Here is a 15,698-nt window from a genome sequence, read left to right as displayed (position 1 = left end):
CCGACACCTGGAAGACCCGCTACGCCCTACGCGCCGGGATCGAAGGAACCATCAACCAGGCCCTCGACGTCACCGGCCTGCGCAACGCCCGCTACCGCGGCCTGCCCAAGACCCGCCTCCAACACGCCTTCTCCGCCACCGCGGTCAACGTCATCCGCCTCGACGCCCACTGGAACCCCCACCAGCCGCCCTTCACACCCCGCACCAGCAGACTCACCCGCCTCAGCCAGCAGCGCACAACCCCGACCGCGAATTAAGCAGCAGAGTCACCTGTTACTGGCTCGCGCCCACCACCGGTCCGTTTCTCGTCCTCCTCGGCCTGGCGCTCGGCGCCACCTGGATGCCGTGGGGCGTCCTGGTCTGGACGGCGCTGCGCCCGCGCCTGCCCCCCCGCCTGCCCGGGGTGTGCCGTCTCGGCTGGGTGCTGGTCGTCCCGTCTGCCTGGGTGGTCGGCGAGTTCGTCCGGTCGTGGGAGGGCTTCGGCGGGCCCTGGGCGCTGCTCGGAGCCAGCCAGTGGAACGCCCGACCGGTCCTGCCGCTGGCCGCCGTCGGCGGGACATGGCTGCTGAGCTTCCTGCTCGCCGCCGTCAACCTGCTGGTGGCCGCCGCGGTCATGCCAGGCGCGCGGCCGCCGCGGCGGGGACCGTCCCGGGACTGGCGGCGGGCCGGCCCCGCGCTCGCCGCCGGCCTCCTCGTCACCACGATGGTGGCATGCGCGGCGGCCATCCCCATCCCGGCCACCACCGGCACGCTCACTGTCGGCGTCGTCCAGCCAGGCGTCGTCCACGGTGCCGACGCGCGGTTCACCGACGGTGTGGGGGCCACCAGGACCCTGGCCGGCGCCGGAGTCGACCTGGTCGTGTGGGGGGAGAGCAGCGTCGGGTTCGATCTCGTCGATGATCAGGCACGGCTGCGCCAGATCGAGGAGCTGTCCCGTGCGCTCGGTGTCCAGATCCTGGTCAACACCGACGCGCGGCGTGCCGGCGAGGACGCCAGCCCCGACGACGGGGGCGGGGGGATCTACAAGTCGGCGGTACTGGTCGGCCCGGACGGCCCGCGCGGGCGGTACGACAAGATGCGGCTGGTGCCTTTCGGGGAGTACATCCCGCTGCGCCCCGTCCTCGGCTGGCTGACCGCAGTGACCGAGGCGGCCGCCGAGAACCGCCGCAGGGGTGACCGGCTCACCGTGCTCGACGCGGGGGAACTGAACGGCAGGACGGTCCGGCTCGGTCCGTTGGTCTGCTTCGAGTCGGCCTTCCCGGACCTGGCCCGTCATCTGGCGAACGACGGCGCGGATGTGGTCGTCGTCCAGTCGGCCACCTCGACATTCCAGGACAGCTGGGCACCCGACCAGCATGCGAGCCTGGCAGCGCTGCGGGCGGTGGAGTCGGGGCGGCCCGTCCTGCACGCCACGCTGACCGGCGTGTCCACCGCCTTCGACACCTCGGGCCGGCAGCTGTTCCGCCTGGGCACGGACGAGCGCGGCGCCTACGTCGTCGACCTGCCGCTGGCCGGTGCGACCCGCACCCTGTACGCCTGCCTCGGCGACTGGGTACCGCACGGCTCGCTCGCCGTCGTCGCGGCCGTCGCACTCGGTGCCGCGGTGCGGGCGCTCCGCCGGTACCGATCGCGTTGTTCGAGTGACGAGGCCAGGGCTTTACGGTGCTGGTGGCGGGCCCGGCAGCGTCGACCTCGTGGTGAAGGTGCTCGGCTCGGCCCGGGCCGGTGAGCCAGAAGTGTTGTGTGGCGGATCCGAGGTCCGCACGACCTTCAGCCCGGCCGCACGGAAGAGATCGACGACCGCCGCCAGGGCGATGAGCCCGAAGACGAACAGGAATCCGAGCCCGGCGTAGGTGTTCTCCCAGGCCCAGCGGCCGTAGCGGATGGAATCCGCGATCGGGAGAAGCGACCAGATTCCGCCGATGGTGAAGGTCGCCACGATCCAGCCGGGTCGCCGCACGCTGGCCGCGGTCGCGAGGAGAGCCCCGACGGCGACGACGGCCGGCACGATCATCTCGACGGTGTCGAGCAGGCCGCCGTAGCCACGGTAGGCGTGAAGAGGCCAGTTCCAGTGGTCGCTGGGGTAGGTCCGGCGGAACAGCGACACGCTGAGAGCTGTCGCACCCGCGAGGAGCAGGCCGTGTAGCGCCACGGCGCCGAACAGGTCGCGGCGGGAAACCCCCGCCGAGTATCCGCCCGCCGCCAGCGCTGCCAGCACGCCCAGCACGGCGAGCAGATACAACTGCGGCCGCTCGGCGTCCATCGAAGGGGTGGCCAGCGGCAACACAAGAATCGTGAGGACCGCGAGGCAGGTGAGCCCCAGCATGGCGCGGGCGACGCGGCGGGCCTTCGCCGCGGCCGCGACGAAGGCGAGGACCGGCAGGGGATAGAGGGCCGCGCCCATGGTGACGAACGGGCCGAAGGTCAGACCAGACTCGTCCCGCCAGTTACCCCCGTCGGCCGGAAACGGCCGGGGTAGCACCTCGGCCACGACGAAAAGGGCGCAGGAGAGTGGCGACGGAAGCGAACGCCATGGCCGCGACGCGGTTCCGCACCGTCGCGGGCAGCAGGTCCAGCGAGGCGCCGAACCTGGCGGCGAGGCCATGGGCGAGCAGGTTCGCGGCTTCGCCGGGGCTCGGCCTGGTGCGTCCCTCCGCGTCGGCGACGTCCAGGAGCGTGGCGACGACCTCGTCCGCGTGCCGCTGCTGCCACCGGGGTGGGTAGCACTTCAGCAGACGGCGGTAGACGATCTCGAGCCGCGGGGCCGTCATGCCGGTGCCTGCACTGGACGAGGCCGTGAACGAAGTCGACGGTCGGCCTCGGCGGCGTTCTGTCGCAGGCGGGCGGCCTGTGCGGCGAGAACCTCGACGCCGGCGTCGGTGAGGTCGTAGTAGCGCCGGAGTCGCCCGTCGACCACCTCCTCGCCGCTCTGACGCACCAGCCCCTGGTCGGCCAGTCGGCCGAGAGCGGCGTAGAGGGTGCCCGCCCGCAGCGTCACCCGGCCGTCGGAGATGGCCTCGACCTCCCGGATCACCGCGTACCCGTGTTTGGCCCCGTCAGCGAGTGCCGCGAGGACCAGGAAGGTCGGCTCGCGGATGTCCTCGATACCCACTTCGACAGCATATACCGACGATCGATATATGCCGGTGCCGGTAGCTGGTGACGCCGAGGCCGGATGGCTGACGGCCGTTCCGGCCGGACGTACCGGGAACGCGGCCTTAGGTCGGGTGGTCGGTCGTCGATCCACCGAAGGGAATGAGCGGCCCGTCGACGTCCAGGAAATGCGGCGGGCTATGCGTGGACCCACCCACGCCATGAATCGTATGTCCCGGCAGGAGCGACGTACGGCATGCACTTTCACCCTGGTTCCGCCGGCACACTACTCGGGCTCGGCGGCGTCGCGGCCGGTGGATGACAGGCCCGGGTTCCGCACGATTCTCAGGTCCGCGGCGCGAAACAGATCGACGGCGGCGGCCAGGGCGATGAGGGCGAAGACGAACACGAAGCCGAGGATGGCGTAGTTGTCGTACCCCCATCCCCAGCGGGGGTAGCGGATCGACGCCGCCACGGGTATCACTGACCACGACCCGCCGACCACGAAAGCCGCCACGATCCAGCCGGGACGCCGCACACTGGCCACGGTCGCGACGGCGGCGCCGACGATGACGGCGGCCGGCACCGTCGACCCGACCGCGGCGAGAAGTCCATAGTGGCCGCGGTAGGCGACGAGCGGCAGGTTCCAGCCGTTACCAGGGTAGGTCGGGCGGTAGTACACGACACCGTAGACGGCTGCGCAGGCCAGCAGCAGGCCGAACAGCGCCGTGGTGGCGAGCAGGTCGCGGCGGGGGACCATCGGTGGCATGCCGACCGCAGCCATCCCCGCCAGTAGGCCCAACGTCACGAGCAGGTACAGCACGGGCCGTTCGGCGTCGCTCCACGCCGCGGCCGGTAGAACGGCGCACACCGCGAGGCAGGTGAGGCCCAACAGCGCGCGGGACGTGCGCCGGGCGCCGACCACGGCGGCGGCGAAGGCGAGGACCGGCAGGGGGTAGAAGGCTGCGCCGAGCGTGACGAACGGGCCGAAGGTCAGCCCGGAGCGGTCCGGTACGTAGCCTCCGGCCGCCGAGAACGGCACGGGCAGTACCTCCGCCACGATGAACAGGCTCAACGACAGGGTGGCCACCGAGGCGAGGGCCAGGACTGCGACCCGGTGCCACACCACGGCGGGTACCAGGCCGCGTGAAGCGCCGAGTCGGGCGGCCAGGCCGTGGGCGACCAGGTTCGCGATCTCACCGGCGCTCGGCCTGGTTCGCTGGCCGGCGTCCGCGACGTCCAGCAGCGTGGCGACGATCTCGTCCTCGTGCTCCTGCCGCCACCGGGGTGGGTAGCAACGCAGCAGCCGGCGGTAGACCGCCTCCAGACGCGCGGTCACGCCGGTGCCTTTCCCAGGCGAGCCCGCGCGCGTAGCCGGCGGTCGGCCTCGACGACGTTCTGCCGCAGACGGGTGGTCTGTGCGGCCAGGGCTTCGGCGCCGGCTTCGGTGAGGTCGTAATAGCGCCGGAGCCGTCCGTCGACCACTTCCTCGCCGCTCTGGTGTATCAACCCGCCCTCGGCCAGGCGGCCGAGGGCGGCGTAGAGGGTTCCCGCCCGCAGTGTCACCCGACCCGAGGAGATGCCTTCGACCTCCTTGATCAACGCGTAGCCGTGCTTTGCCCCGTCGGCGAGTGCCGCGAGGACCAGGAAGGTCGGCTCACGGATCTCCTCCATGCTCATATCGTCAGAATATACTCATGATCTTACTGCGCCGGGACGAGCGTCGCCGAGTCTGTGGGCTGGTCGGGTCGGTGGGCTCAGGTGAGGGGCGTGCGGACCCGCTCGGCCGCGAGGAGCCTGGCGGCCTCCACCGGATACGGCTCGAACAGTTCCTCGCGCGGCCCCGGCGCGACGCTGTAGATCACGCCTGGGACGGCCCGTTCGTCCCGCGGAACCGGTGTTCTGGCCGACTGTGGGTGAGGACGTACCGGTTGCGGCGGCATGGGATGACCGGTGCTCGCGACCGCTTACGGGATGCCCATTCCTGTGGTTCGGGATGTGTTCCCGCGGGCGATAGTGTGACCCGCATGGATCGGATGTCCGTAACCATCGTTCAGCAGGCGTTCGCCCAGGCCGGGCAGAGCGCAGGGAATTCTGTCGACGGGTTCGACGTCCTGTTTGCGCTCGCGACCGAGCCGTCCGGTGTCCGTGATCTGCTGGCTGATCTCGGGGTGACTTCCGAACGTCTTCGCTCCGTACGTGCCGAGCGTGTCCGCATGCGGTCTGAACAGCTCGGATACGACCCGGCGGAGGTGGAACGCGACGCGGGGAGAGCGACAACTCTCGGACCCAGCGCTCACGAGATCAAGGGCAGGGCGGAGGGGTTCGCGTTTGCCTGGGGGTGGCCGGAGACCGAACGGGAGCACTGGCTTCTCGCTGTCCTCTACGCGGATCCGACCGTCATCGGCGGTGTGCTCGTAGACCTGGGCACCTCGGCGGGCGAGGTCGTCGAGGAACTTCGCCGGCGAGGGACGCGGGTCCCCGAGGTGCCGGCGCCCCGGCACCGCCCCTGGCGCGGACAGCACCATCTGGACGTCGTCGGATCCGCGGAGCCGCTTCTCGTCCTGCTGCGTCAGCACCATCCGCCCGGGACCGAGTGGCGGTGGGCCATCAGCTACTTTCCCGGCGACACGGCGAACACACGGTGCCGGGTGCACGCGGAGGAGGGCATCGACCTTCGTGCACTGCTCGCCGAGGCGCGGGAGAACGAGGCAGGCTGAGACCGGCCGGGTGACGGGGAACACGGCCGGGTGGGTCGCGGTTGTGCGGAGCGTGGTGACTCTTGGACCCTTGGGAATCGCGGCATCCGGACTTGCGGCGGACCGGCCCGACGCGGAGATCGTCCTCGCGCGGGAGGCGGAGGCGGCCGGCTACTCCACGGTGTGGCTGGCGGGCGGCCAGGGTAACAACCTGCCCGTCATCGACCGGATCGTGCGGGCAACGGGGCGGATCCAGGCGGCCAGCGGCATCATCCCGGTAGATGTGGTGCCGGCGGCCGAGGTGGCGCGCACCTACGCGGACCTCGAGGAGTCGTTCCCCGGCCGGTTCGTGGTCGGTCTCGGCGGCGCGCACGGGCCCCGGCCGTTGCGGTCCCTCAATGCCTATCTCGACACCCTGGACGGGCGTGACGCTGGAACCAGTGCCGGAAGCGTGCCCGCGTCCTCACGGGTTCTTGCCGCGCTCGGTCCGGCCGTGCTCGCGCTGGCCCGCGACCGGGCGTCCGGCGCCTATCCCTACCTGGTCACCCCGGACTATGTAGGGAAGGCACGGGCGACTCTCGGCGCGGGCCCGGCACTGGCGGTGCTGTTGGCGGTGATTCCCGAGGTCGATCCGGCCACCGCGCGGGCGACGGCGGCGGAGAGCCTGCGGTTCTTCGTCACCACACCTGGCTACCGGCGCAGTTTCCTCCGCATGGGGTTCACGGAGCCGGAGATCGATGGCCTGGAACCGAGGTTTCTCGACGCGGTGACCGCCTGGGGGGACGTCGACTCCATTGTCGCCCGCGTCCGTGAGTACCATGCCGCCGGAGCTGACCAGGTTGTCCTGCGTATCACCGGTGACGCCGGTGGCGACAAGGGTTCCGGTCCTTTCGGTGGGTTGTTGCGCCGATTTGCTGAGGCCATACTGCCCTGACCCGGGAAATCTTCCTCTCGGTCCGTTGCAGCCCGCGATGATGGTGGCCCGCCTGTGCGATTGCCCCGCGCCGGGGCGGCGTACCGAGACCCGTCGGACGTCTCCGGGTGCCCGAAATTCCGTGGACGTGAGCGCGCCGGGATGGTTCCGTGAGGCCGGTGAGTGCCCGAACCTTCCGAGTCATCGTCCGCGGCGCCTTCGCCGACCTCACCGCGGAGCAGCGCGCCGAACTGGCGGCGCACGCGGCGGAGCATGAGCCGTTGCGCGCCGCCTTCACCTCCGAGGGCACCCTCACCTACGAGATCGACGCCCGGCCGTTCTTCACCTTCCGGTTCGAGATCACCGTCGACGTCGACACCGCCGCCGGCACCAACATCGAATCGGCCGCGGTGGCAGCGCGGGGTGAGACCCGCGCGCTGGCATGGCTGGACGAGCACGGCTACCGCCACAAGCACCTGACGAGCCGCGCCGACGAGGTCCCGCAGGCACCGCCCGGCGCCCGGGCTCGTCGCGAGCAGCGCCGCAACCAGCGGGCCTGACGGGCCGACCCTGCGTCGCCGCGACGTGTGGTCATCCAGACTGCGGGTCGTGTTGGCCGCGGGTTCAGGCTCCGGTCCGCGGGGCGCGGGAGGCTCGGCAATGAGCACAGTGTGCTTTCTCCTGCCGGTTGACCCGCGAGAAGGAGTGGCTGCGTGTCCGGATCCTCCCGTGGAAGAACGCGACTGGCCGTCGCTGTTCTCCTGGCCTTTGTCTCGCTCGGCCTGTCTGTCCTGCCGGCCTCGGCGGACGGCCCGGCCAGTGTCCGGATCAACGAGGTCGAGTCGAGCGGGGGTTCGCCCGGCGACTGGGTGGAACTCGTGAACACCGGCGGGACGTCGGTGAGTATTTCCGGCTGGGTCGTGAAGGATAACGACAACTCGCATGCTTTCGCGGTCGAGTCGGGAACGTCGCTCGCGTCCGGTGGCCGGGTGGTCCTCGACGTCGACCCGGAGTTCGGCCTCGGCAGTTCGGATTCGGTGCGTTTGTACCAGGCCGGCGGCACGTCGCTGGTGGACTCGTACTCCTGGACGTCGCATGCGTCGACGACCTACGGGCGGTGCCCGGACGGCACCGGCACCTTCGCCACCACGACGGCGCCGACCCGCGGAGCAGCGAACGTGTGCCCGGTGCCCGTCGTTGCCTGGCCCGGCGATTCCGCCGTGGCCGTCGCGGACGGCACGAACGTGTTCGGAACCAACCTCAGTGGGCTGTCCTTCGAGAGCTCCGGTGTGCTCTGGGCGGTCAAGAACGGCGCCGGGCGCCTCTACCGTCTCGTCCCGAACGGCACGAACGGCACGAACTGGGCCCCTGACACGTCCGGCGGCTGGGGGAGCGGGAAGACCCTGCGTTACGCGAACGGGTCCGGCGACCCCGACGCGGAAGGTGTCGTCATCACCCCGGACGGCGCGCTGGTCGCCACCGAGCGCAACAACAGCAGCGGCAGTACCAGCCTGCTGAAGGTGCTCCGCTACGACATCGCCTCCACGGCGACCTCGCTGAACGCGACCGCGGAGTGGAACCTCACCGCCGATCTGCCCGCGGTGGCGGCCAACAGCGGGCTCGAGGCCATCTCCTGGATCCCGGACTCCTACCTCACCGCACACGGCTTCCACGACGAGCATGCCGGCGCCGTCTACAACCCGGTCGCCTACCCGGGCCACGGCACCGGGCTGTACTTCGTCGGGCTCGAGGCCAACGCGACGGTCTACGCCTACGCGCTCGACCAGGCCGGCGGCGGCTACACCCGGATCGCCACGATCACCAGTGGTCTCGCGGGCGTCATGGACCTGGAGTACGAGCCGGCGACCGGCCACCTGTGGGCGGCCTGCGACGACACCTGCCAGGGCCGCACCGCGACGCTGGCTGTCAACGCCCAGGGCCGGTTCGCCGCCACCGCGGTGTACACGCGTCCCACCGGCATGTCGAACTACAACAACGAGGGGTTCGCCATCGCACCGGCGGAGACCTGCTCGGCGGGCCGCAAGCCTGTCGTCTGGTCCGATGACAGCAACGACGCCAGCCACGCGCTGCGGCGGGGCGCCGTCACCTGCTCGGGCTGAGCCACCTGCTCGGGCTGAGCCACCTGCCCGGGCCGGTACCGTCGGGGCGGTGGACATCCCCCCGAGCAGTCCGGTGAGGCCGGGCGCCCTGCTGCCTGTCGCCGCGATCGACGCCGTCGTGCGTGCGCTCGACGTGAACGACGGCCGGCGGTCGATCGGCCCCGACGAGGCGCTGGCGCTGCGGGTGGTCAAGGTGGCGGAGGAGTGCGGCGAGGCGAGCGCGGCGCTGATCGGGTTGCGGGGCCAGAACCCGCGCAAGGGGTTCTCCTCCGAGCAGCATCTGGTGGACGAACTGTTGGACGTCGCGCTGTCCGCACTGGTCGCCGCGGCTTCCGTGACCGATGACTGGGCTGACCGCTTCGCCGCCCACGTGACCGCCAGGACGTCCCGGCTGATCGCGGCCGTCGACGGCGGCGCGCCGGGTGGCGGCATGCCGGGTGGCGAGGCACTTGGTGGCGCCGCATCCGGAGCCGGAGCCGGAGCCGCGACCGACTGACGGTCCGTGCGGGCGGGTGCCGATGATTGTCCGCATCCGTTCGAAGGGCCCGCAGGCCCGGGTTAGGCTCCGGACCATGCCATCGCAGACCCCGGAAACTCGCGTACCCGTCGAGCTGCAGCCCGCCGAGCCGGGGCAGGGTGGAGTGTCACCGGAAACGTCTCCCCCCGGAGAGATCGGGGAACAGCGGACCGCTGGCCGGCGGCGGAAAACCATCAGCTGGGACGACCCCGCCGCCACCGCTGCGCTGGGTATGGGAATGTCCGGCCTGGATTTCCTGCGCGGCATGGTGGCCGGGACGGTTCCGCCGCCGCCCATCTCCCAGGTGTTCGACTTCCGCCCGGTCTCGGTCGAGGTCGGTGACGTGGTCTTCACCTGCGAGCCGGACGAGTCCGCGTACAACCCGATCGGCGTTGTGCACGGCGGGCTCGTCTGCACTCTGCTGGACACCGTCTCCGCCTGCGCGGTGCACACCACGCTGGCCGCCGGAGTCGCCTACACCTCCCTGGAGCTCAAGGTCAGTTATGTGCGTCCCGTCCGCCTCATCCCCGGCCGGGTGAACACGCTGACCGCGCACGGATGGATTGTGCGGCCCGGCCGCCGGGCCGCGTTTGCCGAAGGCGACGTCCGGGACGTGGACGGCCGCGTCGTGGCCACGGCCAGCACCACCTGCCTCGTCATGGAACCCTGATCCACCGCGATCTGAAACCAGGAAACATCATTCTGGCTGCTGACGGCCCCAGGGTGATCGATTTCGGAATCTCCCGGGCTGTCGAGGGCTCGAGTTCGCGCACCCATCCGAGCGTCCTTTTCGGGACGCCCGCGTTCATGGCCCCGGAGCGGGTGCGCGGCGACGATCTGGGTCCCCCCGGCGACGTGTTCGCGCTGGGATCGACGGCCTACTACGCCGCCACCGGCGAGCTGCCGTTCGGCGTCGACAGCGCGGTGTTCCACCGGATCGCGTACGAGAGCCCGAACTGGCGGCGCTGCCCCGACCAGATCCGGGCGGTACTGGCCCGGTGCGTGGAGAAGGCGCCGGGGGATCGTCCGCGTCCGGCGGAACTCATCGAGCTGTGCCGGCAGGCGTCCACGGACGAACGGCTGCGGGTCGGCGAGGGCTGGCTGCCCGCCACGGTCGCCGGTGAGATCACCCGCTACCAGCTTGCGCCCCTCGCGGCAGCGGAACCCGGCGCGGGTCCAGTTCCCTCGCCGGCTCAGGCTTCGTCGGCGGCGGATCCGCCGGTCGCCGCACTGTCGGACTCCCCGCCGGCCCCGCCGGGGCCGGCGCAGGCGGGGCTGCTGGCAGAGGAGGTGCTGCTGCTGCAGGAAGACGCCTACGACCGGGATTCGCTGGTCATCGACTCGCTGCCGCTGGTTGTCACGGACGCGTCCGCGAGTTTCCACGTGCTGTCGGGACGACTGCTCGGCAAGCGGCTCGCGGAGTGGAACGCCCCCGGTGCGCCGACCGCCGCCGACTGTGCCCAGGAGCTGCGCCTGCGTCCGGTGGACTCTCTCGTCAACCATCCCGGGGCCCGGTTCTGCCTGCTCGGGACGGAGACACCCCTCATCGCCGCGGGAGAGGTGCAGTCCTACGACGGCAGGGTCAGCACCATCCGGTTCACGGTGTGGGACCGGCGCCTCTGAGAGCGACCGGTCCCCCCGGGCGACCCGGAGCGGCGCGACATCGGCCTGCCCAGGCCCGGGAGCCAGCGCCCGGACGGGCCCGCCGAGGTGCTTCCTCGGCAAACAGGTGATGAACACCCAGCTCGGGGCAGACCCATCCGGCCGGGCTGATGATGGGATCGGGCCACGACACATCCGGGCCTGACCAGGCGCTGCCGGGGCCAGCCCGGCACGCCCCTTCCGCATGCCCGGGACGGGTACGGCACTGAACTGACGGACGCGCGCCGCCCGTGATGCCGAGCGAGACTCCACCGGAGGCTGCGATGAGCGAACTGATCACGGAAACATCCGGTCCGCGGCCTGTCTGGACACTTCCCCGCGAGCTGCCGATCGAGTATCTCGGCGTGAATGTCGACGAACTGCGGGTGGTTGAGGAGGACGCCGACGACGCCACCCTGCTGCGCCCGGACGGGACCTCCATCGACACCTGGCGGGAGAACTACCCGTACACGCAGCGGCTGTCACGTGACGCCTACGAGAAGGAGAAGCGGCTGCTGCAGATCGAGCTGCTGAAGCTGCAGTACTGGGTGAAGGAGACCGGTCAGCGGTTGGTCCTCCTCTTCGAGGGGCGGGACGCCGCCGGCAAGGGCGGCACCATCAAACGGTTCACCGAGCACCTGAACCCACGCGGGGCGAGGGTCGTGGCGCTGGAGAAGCCGACCGAGACCGAGCGCGGGTCCTGGTACTTCCAGCGCTATGTCGCACACCTTCCCACGGCCGGCGAGATCGTCATGTTCGACCGGTCCTGGTACAACCGCGCCGGCGTCGAGCGGGTGATGGGGTTCTGCACCCAGGACGAGTACCGCGAGTTTCTCCGCCAGACGCCCGAGCTCGAGCGAATGCTCGTCCGGAGCGGCATTCATCTCATCAAACTGTGGTTCTCCGTCTCGCGCAGCGAGCAGCAGACCCGTTTCCTCATCCGTCAGATCGACCCCGTCCGGCAGTGGAAGCTGAGCCCCGTCGACCTGGCCGCCCTCGACCGGTGGGACGCCTACACCGAGGCGAAGGAGTCCATGTTCTTCTACACGGACATTCCCGAGGCCCCGTGGACCGTCATCAAAAGCAACGACAAGCGCCGCGCCCGGGTGGAGGCGTTGCGCCATGTCCTTTCCCGGCTTGACTACACCGGCCGGGACGACTCGGTCATCGGGCACCCTGACCCGCGCATCGTCGGACCGGCCGCGGGCCTGCTGGAGACGGGTGAGCAGGCCGGCCGGGAGTTTCCCCGGCTCTGAGCCGCAGGTTATGGACACGGAGAGTAGTCCTTTCTAAGCTCTCCGTTGTTGACGGCTTCGCCGCCAGCCGCGACGGGTGGGGGTGGTCGGTCGATGGGCGCATGTGTGGAGCCGGTCGCAGCTCCGCCCCCCCGGGGCCGCCTGCGCCGGGGCGCCGCGCTCTGCCTGGTCCTGGCCGCGTTCGTGCTCCTCGCCGGTGCCGGTGCCGGTGCCGCTCCCGCGGCCGGGCTGGCGACGGGCCTCGCCGGCGAGGGGTGCCTGGGAGCCCGGGTCGGCCATTCCCGCCTGCTGGTCGGGGAGATCACGACCTTTGACGGATGCGGCTTCGGGCCCGGGACGGTGGTCGAGATCGCCTCCGGCGGTCGGGTGTTGCGGGCGGTGACGGCAGACGAGGCCGGGCGGGTCTCGGCACAGATCTCCTTCGCGTCGCCGGGCGTCAGGCTGATCACTGCCCGTGGCCTGGGCATGCCGCCCGCCGTAGCCGCCGGAAGTCCGCCCGTGCTGCCGTCGGGTGCCTCGCCAGGCCTCACCCCGGTGGGGGCCTCGGGCCACCCGGGCCCCGGCTCCGCAGGTGCCGGGCCGCCGGGTCCGTCCGGCCTCACCCCTGCCTCCGGATCGGGGGCGGGGCTGGGACAGGTGGTGTCGCCGGGAACCTCGCCGGCGGTGGCCGCGCCACGCACCCTGTCCGTGACGGTGCTCGTGATCGGGTTGACCGGTGTCGCCGATGCCGCGGCCACTGGTGGCCGTGCTGGTGCTGGTGCCCTCGGCGACGCCGGTGCCGGTGCCGGTGCCGGTGCCGGTGCCGGCAGCGGGGCCCGGGGCGGCGCCTGGCCCCCTCCGCAGTCCAGCGGGCTGACCCCGACCGATGTTCTGGCGCTGCTCGCGTTGCTGCAGAGCCAGGCGAACCAGCGGGGCTCCGCCGTCGTGAGCGGCACGGGAACGCCCGGCCTGGGGGCGGAACTCGCGCTGGGTGATTTGCTCGGGGCTGAGGAGGTGGCCGCCGTCGAGGAGGAGGCCGTGGCCGAGGAGCCGGTGCCGGTCGCGCAGCCGCCCGGGCCGGTGGCGGCCGGTGCGGGTGCCGGCGCGGTCGCTGGTGCGGGGACCGGGCAGCCCGCCGTCACCGCCGACCCCGGCGGCGAGCTTCCGCTGACCGGCGTCTCCGGGACCGCCCTGACGCTGCTCGCCGGCGGGCTGCTCGCCGGCGGGTTCTGGTGGCTGCGCCGTCGCCGCGAGTTCTACGTGCGGCAGTACGCGGCCGGGCCCGCCGTGCCGTGGGGCCCACCGGGGCCGCCGGGCCCCATCCCGCCGACGGGCTGGTGGCACGGAGGCTGGCCGGGCTGGCCGGGCTGGCCGGGCTGGCCGGGCTGGCCGGGCTGGCAGGGAGTGCCGGGCGGGCCGGGGTTGCAGGGCGGGTCCTGGCCCGGTCCGCCCGGCAGAGCTGACGGTCAGGGCCCGCAGGACGAATCGGTGGTGGGCGGACCCGGCCCTCATGGTGGTGGCCAGCTGAACCTGGCCCGCCCGGTGGACGCCAGGCTGCGCCGAGCGACTCCGACGGGTCTGATTGCGATGGGTCTGCCCGCGCCTGATCGCGGTGTTCACCGGTCGCCGGCACCGTTCGGAGCGATCCAGAAGCGCGGGGCGTCCATTATCGCCCTATGTACGCGGATGAAACGAATCCGGCAGGGGTGGAGGGCTCCGTTCCGCCGGCCTCGGAGCGGCCCGCTGTCGGGCCCGTCTGTCCGTTCACGGTCGAGCGGCCCGCCTCGCTCCAGCGCTGGGAGCGGCTGACGTTCGTGCACTGGCCGTTCGAGCCCGAGCAGGTGCGCGCACTGCTGCCGCCGGAGCTGGAGGTCGATGCCTTCGACGGTCGCGCCTGGGTCAGCCTGGTGCCCTTCACCATGCGGGTGGCGACCGGCCGGGGCTGGTCGGTTCCGTGGGCGTCGACGTTTCCGGAGACGAATGTCCGGACGTATGTCGTGGACCGCCTGGGCCGGCGCGGCGTCTGGTTCTTCTCTCTGGACGCGGCCCGGCTCGGCGCCGTTCTGGTGGCTCGGAACGGTTACCGGTTGCCCTATCTGTGGTCCGCGATGACGCTCTCCGGACCTGACGGGCTGCCCGCGGAGCCCGGGTCCGGGCCCGGACCAGGGCCCCGACCAGGGCCCCGACCAGGGCCAGGGCCCGGCGAGATCCGGTACGGGAGCCGTCGCCGCTGGCCCGGCCCGCGAGGTGCGTCCTGCCGGCTGCGGGTGCGGATCGGCGCGGCCTACCGCGATGACGAGCTGGGCCCGCTGGACCACTTCCTCACCGCCCGCTGGCGGCTGTACAGCGCGACCGGGCCGGCCCACCGGGCGATCCGGGCCAGCCACGACCCGTGGCCCCTGTACCGGGCGCAGGTGGCGGAGCTCGACGACGGGTTGCTGCGGGCGGCCGGACTCACCCCGCCGCCGGGCGACCCGCTCGCGCACTACTCGCCGGGCGTCGGCGTCAGGATCGGCCGCCCGGAGAAATACCTGTGATGTGCCCGGGCCAGGACCCACAGGCCCAGGTCCAGGTCCAGGTCCAGGCCAGGGCCGTGCGGCGGACGGCTGTTCCGGCCGCTACGGCAGCTTCCGCGCGATCGTCAGCCCGTCCGCCACGGGGAGGACGACGACCTGCACCCGGGCGTCGACGGCGAGCGCCGCGTTGAAGCCACGGATCGCGAGGACGTTGGGGCTGTCCTCCGCGTCCTCCTCGTCCAGCACCCGCCCGGACTGCAGCACGTTGTCCACGATGATCAGCCCGTTGGTGTTCATCCGGGGGAGCAGCAGCTCGAAGTAGGCCGGGTACGACTGCTTGTCGGCGTCGATGAAGGCCAGGTCGAAGGTGGGCTCCTCGGGCAGCGCCGCCAGTGACTCGGCGGCCGGCCCCAGGCGCAGCTCGACCCGGTCACTCACCCCGGCCCGCTCCCAGTAGCGACGCGCGACGGACGTCCACTCGTCGTTGACGTCGAGGCACAGCAGGCGCCCGCCCGGCGGCAGGCCCCGGGCCGTGCACAGCGACGAGTACCCGGTGAACGTCCCGATCTCGATCGCCCGGGACGGCGCGAGCGCCGCGGTCAGAATCGTCAGGAGCGCACCCTGTTCGGCGGGGATCTGCATCCGCCCGGCGTCGCCGAGCGCCGCCGTCTCGGCGGCGAGGTCGACCAGGATGTCGTCCGGCGGCGAACCGTGGGCGACCAGGTAGCCCCGCAGGGCCGGAGGCAGGAAGCCCGACTTGCCGGAGTCGGTGTTCCCGCTGGTCGGGGCGACGTCCGCGCTGTCAGTCACCGGCCGAGGCTATCGGACCTGATCTGCCTCCGGCGTCAAGCCCACCGGTCGGTCGGCGCGGCTGCCGAGAGGTGACGGAACTGACCCGTTCTTCGTGGAGAATCTGTCGGATCGGACGCATTGTCGTGCCGTGTTGTGGTATTCCCGAAGAATT

At 71.7% G+C, this 15,698-nt stretch carries 18 protein-coding genes; 12 read left to right on the top strand and 6 right to left on the bottom strand.

Features of this window, described 5'->3' with window-relative positions:
• Together B207_RS0119160 and lnt are read left to right on the top strand one after the other, a co-directional pair.
• Positions 1-257 (top strand): transposase (locus tag B207_RS0119160; RefSeq protein ID WP_018638214.1); only part of this gene is annotated, 257 nt, incomplete at its 5' end.
• Positions 170-1,729, top strand: coding sequence for an apolipoprotein N-acyltransferase (gene lnt / locus B207_RS0119155; RefSeq protein ID WP_154675469.1), 1,560 nt, complete (start codon positions 170-172; stop codon positions 1,727-1,729). The genes B207_RS0119160 and lnt, both read left to right, overlap by 88 nt.
• Here the strand turns inward: lnt and B207_RS34585 are convergent.
• From B207_RS34585 to B207_RS0119135, 5 genes are all read right to left on the bottom strand, one after another.
• A complete protein-coding gene (locus B207_RS34585; RefSeq protein ID WP_230205108.1) occupies positions 1,658-2,491 on the bottom strand; it encodes a hypothetical protein in 834 nt (277 codons plus the stop codon). The genes lnt and B207_RS34585 overlap by 72 nt on opposite strands.
• Positions 2,448-2,771: a hypothetical protein gene (locus B207_RS41655; protein ID WP_018638209.1), complete on the bottom strand. Its 324-nt coding sequence runs from the start codon at positions 2,769-2,771 to the stop codon at positions 2,448-2,450. Before B207_RS41655 ends, B207_RS34585 begins: the two co-directional genes overlap by 44 nt.
• The gene (locus B207_RS0119145) at positions 2,768-3,112 is read right to left on the bottom strand and encodes a PadR family transcriptional regulator (RefSeq protein WP_018638208.1); all 345 of its coding nucleotides are present in this window, start codon (positions 3,110-3,112) and stop codon (positions 2,768-2,770) included. Before B207_RS0119145 ends, B207_RS41655 begins: the two co-directional genes overlap by 4 nt.
• Before the next feature lie 267 nt (positions 3,113-3,379).
• Positions 3,380-4,432 (bottom strand): hypothetical protein, encoded by a 1,053-nt coding sequence (locus B207_RS0119140; protein WP_018638206.1) that lies wholly within the window; start codon positions 4,430-4,432, stop codon positions 3,380-3,382.
• Positions 4,429-4,773, bottom strand: a complete 345-nt coding sequence (locus B207_RS0119135; protein ID WP_026311224.1) for a PadR family transcriptional regulator — start codon at positions 4,771-4,773, stop codon at positions 4,429-4,431. The genes B207_RS0119140 and B207_RS0119135 overlap by 4 nt, the downstream gene beginning before the upstream one ends.
• A 356-nt stretch (positions 4,774-5,129) precedes the next feature.
• Between B207_RS0119135 and B207_RS34575 the strand changes: the two genes are divergently transcribed.
• The 10 genes from B207_RS34575 (at position 5,130) to B207_RS0119080 (ending at position 14,755) form a co-directional block, all read left to right on the top strand.
• Positions 5,130-5,813, top strand: coding sequence for a hypothetical protein (locus tag B207_RS34575; protein WP_018638200.1), 684 nt, complete (start codon positions 5,130-5,132; stop codon positions 5,811-5,813).
• A gap of 52 nt (positions 5,814-5,865) precedes the next feature.
• On the top strand, positions 5,866-6,726 hold the full coding sequence (locus B207_RS0119120) for a TIGR03620 family F420-dependent LLM class oxidoreductase (protein WP_026311223.1): 861 nt from the start codon (positions 5,866-5,868) through the stop codon (positions 6,724-6,726).
• 158 nt (positions 6,727-6,884) lie between these two features.
• On the top strand, positions 6,885-7,265 hold the full coding sequence (locus B207_RS0119115; RefSeq protein ID WP_018638195.1) for a DUF6204 family protein: 381 nt from the start codon (positions 6,885-6,887) through the stop codon (positions 7,263-7,265).
• 153 nt (positions 7,266-7,418) lie between these two features.
• Complete coding sequence (locus B207_RS0119110) at positions 7,419-8,825, top strand: lamin tail domain-containing protein (protein WP_018638193.1); 1,407 nt, start codon at positions 7,419-7,421, stop codon at positions 8,823-8,825.
• A gap of 73 nt (positions 8,826-8,898) precedes the next feature.
• The gene (locus B207_RS37025) at positions 8,899-9,321 is read left to right on the top strand and encodes a MazG-like family protein (RefSeq protein ID WP_018638192.1); all 423 of its coding nucleotides are present in this window, start codon (positions 8,899-8,901) and stop codon (positions 9,319-9,321) included.
• A 76-nt stretch (positions 9,322-9,397) separates the two neighbouring features.
• Positions 9,398-10,012 (top strand): PaaI family thioesterase, encoded by a 615-nt coding sequence (locus tag B207_RS0119100; protein ID WP_154675467.1) that lies wholly within the window; start codon positions 9,398-9,400, stop codon positions 10,010-10,012.
• The gene (locus B207_RS42590) at positions 9,901-10,965 is read left to right on the top strand and encodes a protein kinase domain-containing protein (protein WP_084692215.1); all 1,065 of its coding nucleotides are present in this window, start codon (positions 9,901-9,903) and stop codon (positions 10,963-10,965) included. Before B207_RS0119100 ends, B207_RS42590 begins: the two co-directional genes overlap by 112 nt.
• Positions 10,966-11,267: 302 nt before the next feature.
• Positions 11,268-12,239, top strand: coding sequence for a polyphosphate kinase 2 (ppk2, locus tag B207_RS0119090; RefSeq protein ID WP_018638189.1), 972 nt, complete (start codon positions 11,268-11,270; stop codon positions 12,237-12,239).
• Positions 12,240-12,332: 93 nt separating this feature from the next.
• A complete protein-coding gene (locus B207_RS41645) occupies positions 12,333-14,027 on the top strand; it encodes an LPXTG cell wall anchor domain-containing protein (RefSeq protein WP_154675466.1) in 1,695 nt (564 codons plus the stop codon).
• Between the two features lie 5 nt (positions 14,028-14,032).
• Positions 14,033-14,755 carry a YqjF family protein gene (locus B207_RS0119080; RefSeq protein ID WP_230205106.1) on the top strand — a complete coding sequence of 241 codons (723 nt, stop codon included), beginning with the start codon at positions 14,033-14,035 and terminating at the stop codon, positions 14,753-14,755.
• An 81-nt stretch (positions 14,756-14,836) separates the two neighbouring features.
• Here the strand turns inward: B207_RS0119080 and B207_RS0119075 are convergent, their stop codons facing one another.
• Positions 14,837-15,544: an O-methyltransferase gene (locus tag B207_RS0119075; protein WP_018638186.1), complete on the bottom strand. Its 708-nt coding sequence runs from the start codon at positions 15,542-15,544 to the stop codon at positions 14,837-14,839.
• Positions 15,545-15,698: the final 154 nt, after the last annotated feature.

This window comes from Parafrankia elaeagni (genome assembly GCF_000374165.1).
In the GTDB taxonomy this organism is placed as follows: domain Bacteria; phylum Actinomycetota; class Actinomycetes; order Frankiales; family Frankiaceae; genus Parafrankia; species Parafrankia elaeagni.
Note: the sequence above shows the minus strand (reverse complement) of the source record. Positions and strands in the feature narration are given on the sequence as shown.